The following is a 16,585-nucleotide window of genomic DNA, read 5'->3' on the forward strand; positions in this document are numbered from 1 at the left end:
CACCATGCGAAAGCTTACTTTTCTGCTCACGCTGTTGTTCTGCGCTGCATTCGCTGCGCAGGCACAGCATGTTGCTCCCGGAAATATCGTGAAAGCCGATGACCAGGCATTGGCCAAAATCAAAGCCGGCAAGGCTTACCTCGTAGATGTACGCACGCCCCAAGAATTCGACGGCGGACATTTGCAATATGCAGCCAATATCAATTTTAACAGCCCCGACTTCAAAGCGCAGATCGCCAAACTTGACAGGCATAAGCCGGTGTACCTCTATTGTCGCTCGGGCAACCGCAGTGGAAAGGCAGCAGACACGCTCAAAACACTCGGTTTTCACACCTATTACAATATCGGCGGTTTCGAACAACTGAAAGCCGACGGGTTCCCGGCCGAGCAACTGCAAACACAGGCAGCGCGGAAATGAAAAAGGAGTCGGGACGAAGCGTAATCACTGAAATTCGGCCAGCTCGGGCGTGCGTATATCTATATCCGGTATCGCTTCACAGTTAAGTTTATATCGGGACTTCCGCGTTTCAGCGGGTGAAGGAATTTTGCTGGCCATCATCCTGGGGACAGGCGCTTTTGCCGGTCCGGGCGTGCTGACAGGTAAAGTGACAGGCGGGGATGGCGCGGTCGCCGGGCGATCATTTTCCACAGCGAACTGGATGCTAGAATGGTCAACATCACGTCGTCTATGTGAAATGAAAGATCTCATCCAGGCTGACAACGGTGACCTTGTTTTTGGCGGTTTTCGGTGCTTCTGATAATTTCTCGGCCAGTATCTTAGTTGGCATCGGACGAAACTTCTTGAATAATCCAAGGCCATTAAAAAATCGGAGCATGGATGCGCTGGCATTTTCACCAAACCGGTCTGAATTCTTTCGGAGCAACAGGCCCGGTTTGAATATAATCAGGTTTTCAAAAGCTAGTTTTTTTATCTCTTCTTCCAATTCGCCTTTAAGCCTCGAATAGAAGACATTGCTGTCGGGTGAAGCACCGTAAGCGGATAAAAGCACCATTTTCGGCACGCCATTCCTGCGTGCAATTTGGGCAAATTCTAGCGGGATTTCATAATCGATATGTCGTTGCTTTTCCTTCGATCCCGCGGCTTTGAGCGTAGTCCCCAGGCAAGAAAACAGCACATCGCCATGAATCTGGCCGGATACGTCTTTCAGATTATCGAAATCTGTGAGTACCTCGGTGAGTTTGGAGTGGGTGATGCCCGTGGAGCGGCGCACGAAAATCGCCACTTCGCGGTAGTCGGGATCACTTATAGTAGTATCCAGAAGATCTTTGCCTGTGGCACCCGTAGCACCGATGATGATTGCTTTCATATCCTATAAATTTAGTAGTTGATAAGTCTTTTTTTAGCAAAAGGTGGCGACATTTATTGATCGCCACCCCAGTGAAAGCCGCCGGTAGGGCGAGAAATTGATTTTTACTTTCATGGCCGTGTTATTGCGCGATTTTGATCAACAGATCCGACACGGTGCGGGGCTGCGAAAGGAAGGGCGAATGGCTTGTATTCACCGGGTATACCGCCCTGATACCGGCCGTGGCGATCATTTTGTCTTGCAAGCCCGGGCTGATCACTACGTCCTGCGTCGTTTTGATGTAAGCCTTTTCCACCGAGCCGAAGTTGGCACTGGTCAACGACACTTTATCGCCAAATGGGATAGAGGGTTCCGCGCGGTAATTGGCCAGTACCTGGTCTTTGGCGGCTTGTGAACCGTCGCCGATAAATAATGCGGTAAGGGCTTCACGCTTCACGTCGAGCGTCAGGTGGTCTGCGGACAGGACAAGCTGCGGGCCGAGCTTAGAGTCCGGATCGCTCTGCGAGAGCTCGCCCAGGCTTTGTCCGGAAGCCGGAAGAAATGCGCCGATGTACACCAGTTTGCTGATTTTGCCCGGGATCTTTTCAGCTGCACCCGTTACCACCATGCCGCCCATGCTGTGACCGACCAGGATCACTTTGCCGTCTGTTTGGGCAAGGGCGTCGACTACCTTATCGATATATACGTCCAGGCTGAGCGTATGCGCCGGGCTATTGTCGCTTCCGTGGCCGGGCAGCTCCACTACGATTACTTTGTTGCCCTTACTTTCTAAATCTGCCCGTACGGCGTCCCAGACGTAGGGAGCTTGCCAGGCCCCATGCACCAACACGTAGGTATTGGCTTTTGAAATGGCGGGCTCATCGCTTTTTGCACAGGATGAGCACGCGAAAACTGCAAGCACTGCGGATAGCAGTGACGAAATCGTCTTTTTCATTTTGAATAAAAGTTTGATTGTTAAAGATATGAGTATGCCTACTTTGTTTGACGGTGTTCGGCGGTTTCCGTTTTCTTGAATTACCGCTCGCAGCTAGGTGCGGGAATGTCAAAACCGTTCAGAATGGTGGCAATCAGGCAGTAGCCTCCGACCAGGAAGAAGAGCTCGCCGGAGGCCAGTGTGGAAATCACCGGCGGCGCGTCGGAAACAATGATCGCCTTGCCATCTGCGTCGTGGCCTGTCACAACGCGTCTGACTGTGTTTTGCTGCGTGTTCATGATTTTGATGTTTAAAGAGTTGGCGAATGATTTAATGTCTTTTTGCTTTTTTGAATACAAATACCCCCAGGTAATGGAAGATGATACCAGTGCCCCAGGCGCCTGTCTGCCATAATGGCCAGAGATAAGCCTGGTTGGTAACAGACCAGATGAGCCAGAGGGCCGGCACCGAAATCAGGAACACAAGCACGTGGATATTGAAACCTTTTTTGAAATCGACGGGAGCAGTAGCGCCCATTTGTTTTCCGTGTAGCATGACGTTTAATGGATTGAGGTTTTATGAAACAGAGTGATATGTTGAAATGAGTTTGCGGCCGAGCTTGGCTACCTTTTCAAGCCATTTGAGCCGCTGCATGTCGGTTGTTTTCCGCATGAAACCGAAAGTGGTAAACCGGATCGGGTCGAAGCCGACGTAGCCGAACACGATGTCTTTCAGGATCTGGTACTGCGATGCGCGGTAGATGATGTAGTACCACCATTTGGGCGTATCCATCGTGACCAGGACCCGCATGCTTTTGCCTTTCAATAATTTGTCAGGGAATATTTGGCCTGACTGGTGCTTGAAGGCAAAGCCGGGAAGCAGTATCCTGTCGATAAACCCTTTCAGCTTGGCAGGCATGAAACCCCACCAGTTGGGATAGGCCAGTACCACGTGGTCGGCCCAGCTCAGGAGCTCCTGCGCATTTTTGAGGTCGGCTTCGAGCGGCATGTCCGAGCCGCTGCGGTATCCGTCGTGCAGGGTTACGTCGAAGTTCAGTCGGGATAGGTAAATCGTTTTGCAGATTGCGTCGGCGCTTTCGGCGCCCATTTCGTATGCATCGAGTAGTGCCTTGCAGAAGGAATTTTCGGATGGGTGGCCCAGGATGAGTAATATGTGCTTTGCCATTGCATTATCATGTTTAAATTGACAATACAAAGTTGCTACCCGGGCGGCGGGCGTACCTGACACAAATGTGTCAAAAAACTATTGATGTGCTAATTTCTGTCGGATGCGGGTAAGCGTCTGGCGTTCGATGCCGAGATAGCTGCAAAGGTGGGAGAGGGACACCCGGTTGAAAAGGCCGGGATGTTTTTCGATGAACGTCAGATAGCGCGCTTCGGCGGTTTGAAAGATGAAACTTTCAATGCGCGCCTGCTGGCGCTTTAAAATCTCTTCGGCTACTAGCCGACCGTACCGCTCAAAGCCGGTCGATTGCTGGTAGACCCATTGCAAATCTTCATAGGAAAGGCAAGCCATGACGGTCGGTTCCAGGCACTGGATCGTGTAGTTGCTGGGCTGGCGGGTCAGAAAGGAGTGGTAATGCGTTGCATAATCGCCTGCCTGGTAGAATCCCACGGTTATTTCATCACCCGCGGAATCGACGTAAAATGACCGGACCAGACCTTCCGTGATGAAACCTATTGCCTTCTGGACATTGCCGGCCTCGATAAAAAATTCCTTCTTTTGAAAATTCTGAAATGAGAGTTTCGAAGCAAACAATGATAGCTCGTGATCCGTTAACGAAGGACAAATTTGCTTTAAGGACAAAATATATGCCTGCTTTGCTGATTCCATGAAGAGCCTACTTTTTCAATTAAAACCTGCCCGGATATAAATTTACTCCAAGAGGGAGGTGCATTCTAATGTAACCTATAAATTCCATCTATGTGACTTCGACATCGGAATAATCGGTCGTGGCTGTTGCGCAACTCAGGAAGTGATATCTTACATAGACTTCCTGATCCTTATTACACCTGGTATGCCAAGCGAAACTGATGGCCCTGAGGGCATTCCAGAAGTTCCAGAAAAGGGTTACGCAAGCGAATCGTCCAGGGCAAATCGGTTAAAAAAACGTGACAAATTAGCGTGGATAAGTTGGTATGAATTCGGTTCGGGCATTAGAGGGAACTTTGGGTACAGCGGGTTTCGCTGTCAGATGGCGCGGTACAATTCGTAAAAACGTCTCCTTTTTACCGACTTTTGTATCCCAATAGTCAGTCAGCTTATGCGGAGATTTGCCTTGTATTTAACATAGTAGAAAGCAATGGCAAAAACAATTTTTATTACAGGGGCGTCCCGCGGATTGGGACGCATTTGGGCAGAAGCATTTTTGAATGAAGGGCATCAGGTAATCGTAGCGGTAAGGAATACGGATTCACTGCAGGCGCTGGTTGAAAAGTATCCATCCCGTTTGCTTGCTTTAAAATTAGATGTAACTGATAAAAAAGCCGGATTTGAAGCTATTACAGCTGCAAAAGCCCATTTTGGAAAGATCGATGTGCTGATAAATAATGCCGGATACGGACACATTGGCGCGATTGAGGAGCTGAATGAGCAGGAGATCAGAGAGCAGTTTGAAACCAATGTTTTTGGCTTGTTATGGCTCACTCAGGCAGTAATACCCATCATGCGTGAACAAAATTCAGGCCATATTATCCAGGTTTCAAGCGCATTAGGATTGGTTGCGTTTCCGACGCTTGGCATTTACAGCGCATCCAAGTTTGCCGTCGAGGCGATCAGTGACAGCCTTGCGAGTGAAGTGAGCGGCTTCGGAATAAAGGTAACGATTGTCGAGCCAAACGGTTATCTCACGGAGTTCGCCACTTCTTCCGGAGTACAAAGTGAGCCGATAAGTTTGTACGATGGGGTGAGATCTGCGTTGAATGAGACAAACAATCTGGAAGATTGGGGCGTGCCGGAAGCGACCGCCGAAGCCATGCTCAAACTTATTAATTCGGAAAACCCGCCTTTGAGATTGATATTGGGTAAGGCCGGTTTACAGTGGATTAAACACACATATGCAGAGCGCATGAGAACGTGGGAAGAATGGCAGGATGTTTCCATTGCAGCACACGGCAAATAACACTTTAAATGGTAGCCCTTTCAACGGGGCTACTTAACCGATTCTCAAAATGAACCATTTCGAAAGTATCAGCGCATTCAACCAGGCTACCGGGATGAAACCGCCGGAGCATCCAATGTTTAGTATTCTGTCTGCCAATAAAGACGACTATTGGGCCGGCGACTTTGAGTTTATGGCCGATTTTTACATTATTGGTTTTAAAAAACTGGTTTCGGGAAGTGTGCTTTACGGGAAAACCAAATATGACCACGACCTTGGGACGATGTCATTCTTCAAGCCGCGTCAAAAAGTTACGTTTAAGGATGTACACCTGGAAGAAGCCTGTTTCCTTATTCTGGTTCATGAGGATTATCTGTCAGGTTCGGTGCTGCACAATGAAATAAAAAAATATCATTACTTCGATTATGATATTAATGAGGCGCTGCACCTTTCGCCAAGTGAGGAGGAGACGATCTGGACGCTGATGCAAAACATGAACAAGGAGCTTCATAACAATACGGATGCATTTAGTCAAACCATCATTCTGAGTCATTTGGGAACGCTCCTGAAATATGCGGAGCGTTTTTACAAAAGACAATTTATCAACCGGGCGGAGATTACGGGAGCAATTGCCACCCGGTTCAATGAAATGCTGGCTGCCTATTTTGCAGGAGATGAAGCTCATAAATCTGGTCTTCCGACCGTGAGCGCACTTGCTGAGAAGCTGCATTTGTCGCCGAGATATCTGAGTGATCTGCTCAGGCAGGAGACAGGTAAAACGGCATTGGAGCTGATTCACTTGTATTTAATTGCCGAAGCTAAAAATCTGCTGAAAGGAACAGGTTTGAATATCAATGAAATTTCTTCCGTACTGGGTTTTGAAAACCCCAACTATTTCTCCCGTTTGTTTAAGCGAACGGTCGGGCTTACACCACACGTTTTTCGGCAGCAAAGTTTGAACTAACGAACGCCTATTTAACTACTACCCGCACCCGGTCCAGGTTTTGAATGCGGGTATATGGGGTTTTGGCGTTTCCGTCCCGCTGGGCGGCAACCCTGAGCGTTGGGAAATAGGTACCGGGTTTTGAAAACTGATAGGTAGCCTCTATTGTGACGCGGGAACCACTCTTGCTCGCTGGTGTGATCTTGCCTGCGACAGGGAATGCATCAGCATTTTCAAAACTCCATCCGGGCGTCCTTTCGACCTCTTTGGACAGGCCTTCGAAATTCCAGGCGGCGGCAACGACCTTTCCCATGTTTTCAGGGACTTCGACTTCCGCTTTAAATGTGACAGATTGGCCGGCATTGATCTCAGCCCGCTTGCCTCCATTCGCCATTAGCGTAACGACAGGCTGAATGCCTTTCCGTTCATTGGCAGTGGGTGGTACAATCACCTGGCCTGCATCAATTTTGTATTGAGTGGTGGCAGCCGGAGCGATGTCTTTTTCAACCCAGGCACTCAGATCAAGTAATGCCTGCTGCAATACACCCAGGTAACCCACCGTCCGGGTTGGATCGTCTTCAATGGGCACATCTCCGTGAAGCGCGTGGTCGGTGTACCATAGTCTGAAATTGTCATTCAGCTTGTCACCGAGATTGGCCTGCACCTTAGAGCGATACCAGTCTGCTTGCCAGGGGAAAGCTTCCCGGTCCCAAAGTGACTCTAATAATATCATTTTACCTGTAAACTTACCGGTTGGCAGCACGCCGGCAGCTCCACGTGTGAACAGCGGCCCAAGTAGCATTGGCCGCTGCGGATAAAGCGGTTTGCCCTCTTTGTCAAGGAATTGATCATAGACATAGTATTCTTTGCCAGGCACTTGATGACGATGGTAAGTCTGAACAGCCAGGAAATTGGAATTGTCGACCTGAACCCGGTCGCCGGGCTTTACCTGCGCAAGCAATGACGCTTCGGCGGGACCCAGTACTACTTTGTCTCCTGCGATTTTGGTTATCTGTAATGTTTTGCCCGCACCTGCACCGCTTAATATCAGCAAATCACCTCCCAGAAAATCAATGTCAGGTAGCACATCTGTCAATTGAAAAGCGACCGGCATTCCTTTATCCACGCCACCGATGGCTTTCCAGGCGGCATCGGCTGTTCCCCGCTCGGCAGGCGACATGGCCTGTGTCAGTCCCAAGCTTACCGCCTCGTCAATCGTAATTCCTGCTTTTATAAGGCTTTGCTGCTGAATACGGGCTTTGGCCAAAGACGCGGGTGGGTTAGCGCCCAAATATCCTGGTGTATTCCAAAAGTCTTTGTCAAAATAGGTTTTATCAGCCCTGACCACGCCCTGGTACAGCACTAAAAAACCATGAATACCCATTTTTTTATAACCAAACCAGGCTTTTGGCGGAAAACCCATCCTGGTTACTTCCAGGAGCGCTTCTTTTTCTTCCTGATTCAATGTGGCATACATATCGCCGCTTCCGCCCGGCTCCAAGGCATCGATAATTTGCGGAAACTTATCTTTGAGCACGCGCATGGCATGCATACGTACGGTGAAAACATTGGGAATAGCCATCGGTGAACCCAGTACATACGGCACTACGCCATCCCAAACGCCGTTCGTATTTTCAATGCTGCCCACCGTTCGGTATGCGCCTCCGCTCCCTCCAAACGCGTAACCATACGGCCGCTTGCCGCCGTAAATTTCCGTGGCTATTACCCTGGAAAACTGCGCGGTAGCAGCGTTTACCCTAAAAGCACCCAGGGTGGGATCTGCTGATTCAGGCTTGGCAAAGTCGATGCGTCCGCCACCATTTGTTTCGATGAAATATGAGTCGTGTGTGATCGCAAATCCTATTTTATCTTCCTCGCCGGAAGCTCCCTGCGACAGATTTTCGTTATCGGGGAAAGGTGTAATGTACTGGAAAAAGCGGCCCTGGTAGCGTTCCTTCGGTGGGAAATACAATGAGAAACGTGCGCCTGTGCCTTGGAAACCGCCATGCACATAGCGATGGCGAACGGGTTTATCCCGCCACTCGTCAACGTCTACATACGGCTTTGCAAACAAAGTATCCTGGGTAGTAAACTTTTGAGCAAGCTTGCTGCTCATCGGCAGCAAACTGGTTTGTGCGTGCGTGATCATGCCGTGGGTAAGCAAGAAACACACCCAGAGGTTACGAAAAGTATTGGCTGGCATCGCTGTATGTTTAGTGTTGATCGGTGACTGTCGGGTTTTCTGCCGACTCGGATATTGTAAGCGTCTGAATGTGCTTTTCCAGTGCTTTTAAGCCTTCTGGCGTACATAGGCCCCGGATATAGTTGGCCGTTGTTTGCAGTAAAAGATCCATGGCAGATAAGCCGAGCTTTGTAAAAGCTTCGTTTGCCACGGACGCGCGGTGCAGCACGAATACGCTTCGTAAGGCAACTTCGGGCAGGATGTCGCTACGGAAAGCACCCTGCACCATTGCCCGGTTGATGACCGACAAAAAATGTTGTTCGAATTTTGGCCCAATGACTTTCTCAACCTTCCGTGCCAGGCCCGGATAATAGTATTCAAGATCCCTGTAAAACGATTGGTTGATCTGATATTCCATTTCAACGGCGATTTGCCAGATTTCAAAAAAATGACACGCCGCATTTTGCTCATTGGAAAGATTTAAGAGCTTCTCATATTCTGTATGATGATACAAATACAAGGCTTCTTCCAGCAACCCTTCTTTACTCTGGAAGTATTTATAAATGGTTTTAGTAGAAATACCCAGCCAATCAACGAGTTTCTGATTGGACATTTCCCTAATACCGTGTTTCAGAAACAGGGTTAGCGATTTTTGTAATATTTCCTCCTTCATGGCACCTGATTTTATCCTGAATCCTATGCAGGCTCCAAAGTCATGTAATTGATAATCTGATTATTTCAGCCTTTTTGCCGTCGCCTCAAAGTCGTGCACTGTACCTTTTAAGTGATCCTGATCAACTTTTGTCAGATCCAGAATAGTTTCACCTCCTTGTGAGGACTCGAAGTAGACGACCAGCTTTTCAGCACTTTCTTCGACTCTCAATATTTTGCGGCTGCTGCTGGAAGGATCCGACTTTTCGATGAGTTCTCCCGTCAGTTTTCCGTCTTTTCGGATCAATTCGGTCAGAAACGTGACATCACCTTTAGGTGAGTTTAACACGGTAACTTCCCACTTCCCCGCGAAGAAGTCAGAGGTCTGCGAAAAACAGGTAATACTGGCACTTAACAATAAGGAAAAAATGATACTTGCGATTCTCATGATTTATTGTGTTTGAAGTGGAAGATAACCGGAGTTTGATAGAATAGTCGGCAAGCACTTTACTGGAAATTATTATTGCACCAATAATTTCCAGTAAAGGTGATGGAAATTTTTTAATAAAAAAAAGTTTCCATCAAAATGTTAACCGCGACAGGCGGGACATTGGGTGCGAAGAGGATTGGTGAGGTAATGCAGCCAGTATCTTACAGGCAGTAACAGGTGCCGGGTAGGAGTGGCCGTTCTGATCCTTTGGTTAAATTGAACCCAACCTGGCAGCAACGCCCGCCCGTCGGCAATTATATGAGGGGCATGAGCGCCACGTCGGCTATCGTTCATAGATATCAGCAGAAAACAGATCTAAACCTAAAATTATGAGAACGGTCAATCCCTGGATCAACTTCAATGGTAATGCAGAAGAAGCATTTACTTTTTACAAATCGGTCTTTGGCGGAGAATTCACCAAGATCGTCCGTTTCAAAGACCTGGCTAGCGATGAGTTTCCCGTGCCGGAAAGCGAAGCAAATAAAATAATGACGATTGCTTTGCCTTTGGGAAAACACAATGTGTTGATAGCCAATGATGTTCCGGAGTTTATGGGACGGGTAAACGAAAACGAAAACAGGTCGAAAATCGTAATCAGCGCAGAAAGTCGTGAAGAAGCGGACAGGTTGTTTGACGGACTATCAGCGGGTGGAAATATTGAAGGGCCGATGAACGACAGTCCGTGGGGCACTTATGCCGGAATGTTCAGAGACAAATACGGGATTGAATGGATTGTGGAATTTGACCCGAGTTATAACGGGTAGGCTTGGCTGGAAAATGCCGTTTTGGGCTTCCTGAGCGTTGATCACACTTAGATCGTTTAGCCGCGGAGCCGGCTACCTGTTTGTAGAAAAGCAGATTGGTGGTTTGTTACAAAGGCCCCAGCGGGGCCTCCTGATTCCTGATTAATTACATTTCTGAGGTGGCTCCTCCGGAGCCGGATAATACCCGTTAAATTCAATTTTCTATAAACAGGTTGCTCCTCCGGAGCGAAATTTGGCATTTGATAAATTACTTGAAATCAATTTTCACACACTGAGACCTTCTTTTAAAGGCAGGGCATTCACGATTTCCAGCAGTCTGTCTGAAAGCTTAGCTGCCATATTTTTTTATCTCAAATCATCAGGTATCAGTCCCTGTTTTTCACAATATATACCGATCCCGCCGGATCGGTGATCCAATGCATGTTCTCGGGAAGTTCTTCCAGTTCGTCACACGTCGAAATGCCTTGCGATTTCAGGTATTCAGTCGCTGCCGGGACATTATCCACATTAAGTTCCAGCCACGTTTCGGAATGCGTGTAATTGTCGACGCAATCCAGCCACATCACATTGCTGCCAAAGCTAACCCGGTGGGTTCTTGAAACCGTAGGGTTTTTGATAGGGCGTTCCTCCACGTCGAGTCCCAGTATCTCGCGATAGAAGCGAACCGTTTCGTCGTATTTGTTCTTCGGGATTTTTACGGCAATGTTAATGCCGCCTTCAAATTTGATTTCCATTGAATTTCCTTTTTTTGTTCGGCAACGTTTCATTCATCCTTCATTGCAAAGCTAATGTCGGCTACAAACAAACAGGTGGGGCAGAAAGGACAATGATGCGGGCGAATCGGACATTCAAATGGTATACCAACCAAAGTGAGGATATAGGGTACGCTGAGATGACGGCATATGCGGGTAAGTGTGTCGACTATCTGTCCCAGCCAGCTGCCGGATAATAAGTAAACGTTGTTAGCTTTGTTACAGTTACTTAAATTCAATCCAATTATTCATCCGGAATTCCGCGCTTCCTTACGGCTTACTTTGACGACTGCTGCGAAGCATATGAAAAGGTAAAAAATCCAAATTAGTTTTCTGCTGTTGAAATGCGTGCTTGCGCTTCTTTACTGTCGGTACACCCTTCTGTGTAGGTGGCAGTTGTCATATGCTGCTTACTGTTTTTTGTAAGCAAACCCCCAATGCGTAGTAAAAATAGATTCCTACAAAAAATGGCCAAGCAAAAGAAAGAACCCTCCAAGGGCCTGTCAGGCAACGATGATCGCCTGATAGAAAATTTAAAAAAATTCGTTCGTACTCAGGGCGCGGATTACCTCAATGATGCGAACATCTCTTCCATCGGTATTGGTTACAAGGAGGTGTCCGGCAAGCCGACAAAGGAAGTCTCTATTCAGTTTACCGTGCGGAAAAAGGCAGTGCCTGAAATGCTTGACGAGCTTGAAACAATTCAAATCCCCAAGTCATTTATTATTGATGGGGTCGAGGTTCCAACGGATGTAATCCAGCGAACCTATGATCCATCATTTCGTGTGGTTGGAGAAAATGTCGTTAATTCCAGGAAAACCAGGCTCGATCCCATTGTGCCTGGGGTAAGTGTTGCAAACGTGAAGGTAAGTGCAGGCACAATCGGTGGAATTGTATTTGATCGTGAAAACGGAACGCCATATATTCTGAGCAACTGGCATGTGCTTCATGGACCCGAGGGCAATATCGGAGACGACATTGTACAACCAGGTCCACACGATGACAATAGAATAAACCTCAATAAGTTGGGTAAACTAGTCCGCTCGCACCTGGGTGCCGCAGGCGACTGTGCTATTGCCAGCATTGAAAGCCGGTCCGTTAATCCGGAGATCTTCGAGCTGAACGTAATACCGGAAAAACTCGGAGAGCCAGAATTGGGCGACAAGGTTGTTAAAAGTGGCCGCACGACCAATGTAACGCACGGAATTGTCACGCGTATCCACACCATTGTTAAAATCGACTACGGGCGCCCGGTCGGTGAGCAATCGATTGGTTGCTTCGAAATCGGTCCGGATAACGACCATCTGCCCGATGATGGCGAAATTAGCCAGGGCGGTGACTCCGGATCGCTGTGGTTGTTTAAAAGCAGTAACGGAAAACCATCGAATATCCTGGCAGGATTACATTTTGCCGGAGAAGGACAGAGCGATCCGGATGAGCATGCTTTGGCATGCTACCCGCGTTCGGTGTTTGACAAACTAAACATATCACTCACGTCAATTCAACCGGGCTTACCGCAGTTACAGAAAGTTGGTTACAGTCGCAGCTTTCTCGGGCCCGAGGTTGATACACCGCGAATGTCGCCGAACAAACGGAACGATACCGTTAAGGTCGATGGAGCAGAAGTGATCCATTACACACACTTTTCGCTGGCTCAGAGTAAATCGCGTCGGTTTGCATTTTGGGTTGCCTGGAACATCGATGGGAGCCGTATCAAGAAGATTAGCAGAAACGACATAAAATTCGATTTTGATCCCCGGATTTCGAAAGAGCATCAAGTGGGGGATGCATTGTACGCAGGCAACCGCCTTGATCGTGGTCATATTGCCCGACGCGCCGACCTCGTTTGGGGGGATGATACGGAAGCCCGCCAGGCCAACAAGGATTCTTTTTACTTCACCAATATAACCCCTCAGATGGATAACTTCAACCAAAGCGCACTGCGTGGCATTTGGGGGGAGCTTGAAAACAGTGTATTCGAGGAGGTCGATGTGGATAACCTCAGAGTGAGTGTTTTTGGTGGCCCGGTGTTTAGCAGCGGCGACCGGGAATTCCGGGGTGTAAAAATTCCGCGCGAGTTCTATAAAATATTGGTATACGTAGAGGCTGGTAAACTCAAAGCCCGGGCCTTCATCCTTACTCAAAATCTGAGCCAACTGGAAGTGTTGGACTTGAAAGAGTTTCGCGTTTTTCAGGTTAAGCTAAGTGAAATTGAGGAGCGCTGTGATTTTACCTTGCCCGACAATTTAAAAGAGGAGGACGACTTTGCGGAACTCCTTGAAAGAGTGCCCGAAGCAGTAGCCGATCGCGAGCCGTTAGCTTCGTTGTCCGATATCATTTGGTAATGAACCTGCGATCTTCGAATTTGATCAAAGCCCGACTAAAAGGCCTGATTTTTTAAATGCATGCCGATAATGGCCCGCTTTTCTGTTGGTTTTCGGGTGCTATTGCAAAACGGGTTAGAAAGCACTTCTTAGCGCGCTTTCTAACCCGCTTTCGCTTTATGCGGCTGCATTCTCCCCCTTTAAGCACGGTTTTCCCGGCTGCCGGACAGGCTAAACGGTGCGCTAATCACCGATGATTCCTCAGGAAAAGAAACACCTTTCGCTAAAATAGTGAAAGGTGTATTGCATTACTCAACGTCTAGCACCCGTTGCGCAGAGCGTAAATGACTGATTTATTGGTGAATGGATTATTGCTTTACAAATCGGAGATTCTCGGTAAAGTTCTTGCCTCGTAAAACAACATGGTACAGCCCGGGAGGAAGGCTTTCCATATTCATTTCATACCCACTGTTGTATTTGTCGCTCAGAGGAAGCGAAACGACGGTCCGCCCGGTCTGATTGATGATCCGGATATCGAAGGCCTGACCTTTATGCAGCAACGGGTGGAATTTTAATTTTCCGCTGGTGGGGTTGGGATATACAGCGAGGACGTTCGCGGTACTCTTGATTTCGAGCGCGCGGATCTGTGAGTATTCGTATTTACCGTCGTGATCGAGCTGTTTCAAACGGAAATAATAGGTTCCGGCTGACAGGTCGGTAACGGAATACGAGTAGTGGTGGGCAGATCTTGAATCACCATAACCGTCTACGAAGCCTACTTTGACGAATTTTCTGGCATCCAGGCTCATTTCAATTTCAAAACCTGCATTGTTGGTTTCTTCGGAGGTTTCCCAATGAAGCAGCGCAGCATTTTCGCCGTTCGCGGCCGCATTGAATGATACCAGGGTAACAGGCATCGGGGAGCCGATTGTGAAATTGACGTTAGAAATGTCAAAGAAAACGTTGGGCGTATTGCCCAGGGCAGTACTGTTGCTGGCCGCGATCTTTATCCTGGCCTTATCCGTATTGACCAGTGGCAGAACTACCACTGCCGTGCCAAGCAAGTTCAGTACCCCTGATGCCAGTACCGTGGGAAATGTCACCCCGCCATCTGTCGATAGGGATATGTCAACCAATGTGCAGTTTACGGGCGCGCCGGCTGTTCCGTTAACACTCCAGGTAACCGTTATGGGGCCGGCCAGGGGATATTGTCCAACTGGTCCGAGCAAGCTGCCGGGCGTGTCGTTGGTGATCAAAAAAGGCCCCGAATTGCCGTCCACGTTCACGGTCACCTCCGCTGAGGCTACACCGCTGTTGTTATCGCGGACCGTTAATTTATGTGTTGTAACAACGCCGACAGAAGGCAACTTGTCGCCAATGGCGTAGTTTAATCCATCCAAAATAGAAGTCAACCTGGGAAAGTAGCGGGTTCCGGCAGCTTGCGGGGCATACGATCTGAAAAACGGCGGGCGGGAAGCGTCGGAAATTACAGTGGCTGTAAGCGCCTCCTTGTTAGCTTCGTCGCTGATATTCGTTCCTTCCCACGAGTAGCTCAAAATATCCCCCGGATCCGCGTCGGTGGCCGAGCCGCTCAATGCAAACGGCGTCGATTTCGGGATCGTGAAGCTTGTTTGCATAGGGTCGATGACGGGAACGGCATTATTAGTGGCTGTGGAGGTGTAGCACGACAAGGTTGAAATAAAGGTATTGGCCTGGTCGTAGTTGACCGCGTGAAAGTTCAGGATAGGCGCGTAACTTTCTTCATAGTCGTCATTTCCGACTAGTCCGTCCGACGCATTGGTATTATTGCAGGTGTAACCGTAACTCATAATGGTTGTGCCCGAGCCAGGTTCCACGGAAGTGTCATAAGCCCTGGTGGTGCAAACGGGCACATTGCTGTTGTAGCTGTGGCTCATGTCGAACTGGTGGCCTACTTCATGCTGGATGAGCTGTTGGTCGAACACATCCGCATAAGAGCCGTCGCCAACCCCGGAAACTCCCTGCCCTTTGGACGAGGCATCACATACCGAGCCGCGCGCGGCGATCCCGCCGCCTGAACCGCCCGCATAACCGAGTACGTGTCCGACGTCATATCCGCTGGTGATCACGTTGTCAAGATTAGCCTGGTTTTCGTCCAGCATTTTGCTTTGGTCGTCATTGGTGTAAGGGTCGGTGGCGGCGTCGGTGTACACCACCGTTTCGTCGCTGACCAGCGTGAACGATACGCTCAACTCTTTTCTATATACGCCATTCATGTTATTGACATAGTTGGTGAGCGCAGCGTAAGCCAGAGCAGCCGTTCCACCTTTTTGCGCGGTGAACTCCGCGTCCGCCGCCATAGCCAGCCTGAATGTTCTTAAAGTAGCCCCGGTTGAAGCTGTTGCCGAGCTTCTTTTGTTTGCTCCGTCTAACTTCAATTTATTTGCGCGGCTTTCCACGTCGAGCGTTCCGCAGCGGTTGTTGGATGTTTTTTCGGCGGCATTTTTTGGATTGATTGCATCCCGCGAAAAATAGCTTCGGTAGGTACTATCGGCCGCGTTTGTATTGGTCTTTTCAAAATAAACGGCATCGTTTCCAACACCGAGGATAATCGCACTGAATCCTGCGACAGTAAAATTGATACGAACCGAATACTCCTTTTTTACAACTCCATTTCCGGCGTAAGTCTTGATTTCGGGATGTTTTGCGGCAATTTCCGGCGAAAGAATGGGCGACTCGAAAATCTCGAAAAGTACCGCATCTCCATCCGGGAGGGGAATTTCCAGCGCTAAACCACGGGTCGATTTACTTTTAAATTCCATCGGCGCACTGAGCAGGTAACTTCGCAGATCTCCCGTTTTTAAATGATAAAGGGAAAATTTGGAGATTTTCTTTTCGACCGTTTGACCGGTCCGCGCATTTGCGTCGGCAGGAGAGAAAAACCCTGTTTGGGCGGCCGCGTCCTGAATCCCAAGGATCGCCAGGAAAGCGATGAGGTGTTGGTAAATCTTCTTTTTCATGTAGAAATTTTAATATATCCGGAAAACGATTGAGGTTAACGATTATAATGGGGGTATTTACGCTTCAACAGGGCTGCTCATATGCCTTTAATTCCTGTCGGCGGAGTGAAGAAGTATG

The 16,585-nt window shown here is 48.6% G+C and carries 16 protein-coding genes; 5 read left to right on the top strand and 11 right to left on the bottom strand.

The annotated features are described in order from the left end of the window. Positions 1-4: 4 nt before the first annotated feature. On the top strand, positions 5-418 hold the full coding sequence (locus tag AAHB90_RS03995) for a rhodanese-like domain-containing protein (protein WP_342083614.1): 414 nt from the start codon (positions 5-7) through the stop codon (positions 416-418). 268 nt (positions 419-686) lie between these two features. Here AAHB90_RS03995 and AAHB90_RS04000 read toward each other — a convergent pair whose 3' ends face one another. The 6 genes from AAHB90_RS04000 to AAHB90_RS04025 all read right to left on the bottom strand — a co-directional run bounded on the left by AAHB90_RS04000 (position 687) and on the right by AAHB90_RS04025 (position 4,095). Further along, positions 687-1,328, bottom strand: coding sequence for an NAD(P)H-binding protein (locus AAHB90_RS04000; protein ID WP_342083615.1), 642 nt, complete (start codon positions 1,326-1,328; stop codon positions 687-689). 121 nt (positions 1,329-1,449) lie between these two features. Then, complete coding sequence (locus tag AAHB90_RS04005; RefSeq protein ID WP_342083616.1) at positions 1,450-2,262, bottom strand: alpha/beta fold hydrolase; 813 nt, start codon at positions 2,260-2,262, stop codon at positions 1,450-1,452. 80 nt (positions 2,263-2,342) lie between these two features. Then, entirely contained in the window at positions 2,343-2,540 is a 198-nt protein-coding gene (locus AAHB90_RS04010; protein WP_342083617.1) for a hypothetical protein, read from the bottom strand. Positions 2,541-2,571: 31 nt separating this feature from the next. After that, positions 2,572-2,796, bottom strand: a complete 225-nt coding sequence (locus AAHB90_RS04015) for a 2TM domain-containing protein (RefSeq protein ID WP_342083618.1) — start codon at positions 2,794-2,796, stop codon at positions 2,572-2,574. 21 nt (positions 2,797-2,817) lie between these two features. Further along, the gene (locus AAHB90_RS04020) at positions 2,818-3,426 is read right to left on the bottom strand and encodes an NAD(P)H-dependent oxidoreductase (RefSeq protein WP_342083619.1); all 609 of its coding nucleotides are present in this window, start codon (positions 3,424-3,426) and stop codon (positions 2,818-2,820) included. Between the two features lie 78 nt (positions 3,427-3,504). After that, positions 3,505-4,095 (bottom strand): Crp/Fnr family transcriptional regulator, encoded by a 591-nt coding sequence (locus AAHB90_RS04025; protein ID WP_342083620.1) that lies wholly within the window; start codon positions 4,093-4,095, stop codon positions 3,505-3,507. 469 nt (positions 4,096-4,564) lie between these two features. Between AAHB90_RS04025 and AAHB90_RS04030 the strand changes: the two genes are divergently transcribed. Both AAHB90_RS04030 and AAHB90_RS04035 read left to right on the top strand, forming a co-directional pair. Continuing rightward, positions 4,565-5,383, top strand: a complete 819-nt coding sequence (locus AAHB90_RS04030) for an SDR family NAD(P)-dependent oxidoreductase (RefSeq protein WP_342083621.1) — start codon at positions 4,565-4,567, stop codon at positions 5,381-5,383. 49 nt (positions 5,384-5,432) lie between these two features. Further along, the gene (locus AAHB90_RS04035) at positions 5,433-6,326 is read left to right on the top strand and encodes a helix-turn-helix domain-containing protein (protein WP_342083622.1); all 894 of its coding nucleotides are present in this window, start codon (positions 5,433-5,435) and stop codon (positions 6,324-6,326) included. 7 nt (positions 6,327-6,333) lie between these two features. On the opposite strand, the gene AAHB90_RS04040 is transcribed toward AAHB90_RS04035, so the two are convergent. Genes AAHB90_RS04040 through AAHB90_RS04050 form a run of 3 tightly spaced genes read right to left on the bottom strand, consistent with a single transcriptional unit; the run spans position 6,334 to position 9,586 of the window. Next, on the bottom strand, positions 6,334-8,508 hold the full coding sequence (locus tag AAHB90_RS04040) for a hypothetical protein (protein ID WP_342083623.1): 2,175 nt from the start codon (positions 8,506-8,508) through the stop codon (positions 6,334-6,336). A 10-nt stretch (positions 8,509-8,518) separates the two neighbouring features. After that, positions 8,519-9,160, bottom strand: coding sequence for a TetR/AcrR family transcriptional regulator (locus AAHB90_RS04045; protein ID WP_342083624.1), 642 nt, complete (start codon positions 9,158-9,160; stop codon positions 8,519-8,521). 60 nt (positions 9,161-9,220) lie between these two features. Further along, the gene (locus tag AAHB90_RS04050; RefSeq protein ID WP_342083625.1) at positions 9,221-9,586 is read right to left on the bottom strand and encodes a hypothetical protein; all 366 of its coding nucleotides are present in this window, start codon (positions 9,584-9,586) and stop codon (positions 9,221-9,223) included. A 371-nt stretch (positions 9,587-9,957) separates the two neighbouring features. On the opposite strand from AAHB90_RS04050, the gene AAHB90_RS04055 reads away from it, so the two are divergent. Beyond that, entirely contained in the window at positions 9,958-10,392 is a 435-nt protein-coding gene (locus AAHB90_RS04055) for a VOC family protein (protein WP_342083626.1), read from the top strand. A 365-nt stretch (positions 10,393-10,757) separates the two neighbouring features. On the opposite strand, the gene AAHB90_RS04060 is transcribed toward AAHB90_RS04055, so the two are convergent. After that, on the bottom strand, positions 10,758-11,126 hold the full coding sequence (locus AAHB90_RS04060) for a VOC family protein (RefSeq protein ID WP_342083627.1): 369 nt from the start codon (positions 11,124-11,126) through the stop codon (positions 10,758-10,760). Positions 11,127-11,611: 485 nt separating this feature from the next. Between AAHB90_RS04060 and AAHB90_RS04065 the strand changes: the two genes are divergently transcribed. Continuing rightward, on the top strand, positions 11,612-13,489 hold the full coding sequence (locus AAHB90_RS04065; RefSeq protein ID WP_342083628.1) for a DNA/RNA non-specific endonuclease: 1,878 nt from the start codon (positions 11,612-11,614) through the stop codon (positions 13,487-13,489). 347 nt (positions 13,490-13,836) lie between these two features. Here the strand turns inward: AAHB90_RS04065 and AAHB90_RS04070 are convergent, their stop codons facing one another. Next, positions 13,837-16,467 (bottom strand): reprolysin-like metallopeptidase, encoded by a 2,631-nt coding sequence (locus AAHB90_RS04070; protein WP_342083629.1) that lies wholly within the window; start codon positions 16,465-16,467, stop codon positions 13,837-13,839. Between the last annotated feature and the right edge of the window lie 118 nt (positions 16,468-16,585).

This window comes from Dyadobacter sp. OTU695, from assembly GCF_038440355.1.
GTDB lineage: Bacteria > Bacteroidota > Bacteroidia > Cytophagales > Spirosomataceae > Dyadobacter.

Bases quoted from the DNA above. Each gene is read 5' to 3' on its own strand.
- AAHB90_RS03995 (WP_342083614.1), top strand. From the start codon at position 5: ATGCGAAAGCTTACTTTTCTGCTCACGCTGTTGTTCTGCGCTGCATTC.
- AAHB90_RS04000 (WP_342083615.1), bottom strand. From the start codon at position 1,328: ATGAAAGCAATCATCATCGGTGCTACGGGTGCCACAGGCAAAGATCTT.
- AAHB90_RS04005 (WP_342083616.1), bottom strand. From the start codon at position 2,262: ATGAAAAAGACGATTTCGTCACTGCTATCCGCAGTGCTTGCAGTTTTC.
- AAHB90_RS04010 (WP_342083617.1), bottom strand. From the start codon at position 2,540: ATGAACACGCAGCAAAACACAGTCAGACGCGTTGTGACAGGCCACGAC.
- AAHB90_RS04015 (WP_342083618.1), bottom strand. From the start codon at position 2,796: ATGCTACACGGAAAACAAATGGGCGCTACTGCTCCCGTCGATTTCAAA.
- AAHB90_RS04020 (WP_342083619.1), bottom strand. From the start codon at position 3,426: ATGGCAAAGCACATATTACTCATCCTGGGCCACCCATCCGAAAATTCC.
- AAHB90_RS04025 (WP_342083620.1), bottom strand. From the start codon at position 4,095: ATGGAATCAGCAAAGCAGGCATATATTTTGTCCTTAAAGCAAATTTGT.
- AAHB90_RS04030 (WP_342083621.1), top strand. From the start codon at position 4,565: ATGGCAAAAACAATTTTTATTACAGGGGCGTCCCGCGGATTGGGACGC.
- AAHB90_RS04035 (WP_342083622.1), top strand. From the start codon at position 5,433: ATGAACCATTTCGAAAGTATCAGCGCATTCAACCAGGCTACCGGGATG.
- AAHB90_RS04040 (WP_342083623.1), bottom strand. From the start codon at position 8,508: ATGCCAGCCAATACTTTTCGTAACCTCTGGGTGTGTTTCTTGCTTACC.
- AAHB90_RS04045 (WP_342083624.1), bottom strand. From the start codon at position 9,160: ATGAAGGAGGAAATATTACAAAAATCGCTAACCCTGTTTCTGAAACAC.
- AAHB90_RS04050 (WP_342083625.1), bottom strand. From the start codon at position 9,586: ATGAGAATCGCAAGTATCATTTTTTCCTTATTGTTAAGTGCCAGTATT.
- AAHB90_RS04055 (WP_342083626.1), top strand. From the start codon at position 9,958: ATGAGAACGGTCAATCCCTGGATCAACTTCAATGGTAATGCAGAAGAA.
- AAHB90_RS04060 (WP_342083627.1), bottom strand. From the start codon at position 11,126: ATGGAAATCAAATTTGAAGGCGGCATTAACATTGCCGTAAAAATCCCG.
- AAHB90_RS04065 (WP_342083628.1), top strand. From the start codon at position 11,612: ATGGCCAAGCAAAAGAAAGAACCCTCCAAGGGCCTGTCAGGCAACGAT.
- AAHB90_RS04070 (WP_342083629.1), bottom strand. From the start codon at position 16,467: ATGAAAAAGAAGATTTACCAACACCTCATCGCTTTCCTGGCGATCCTT.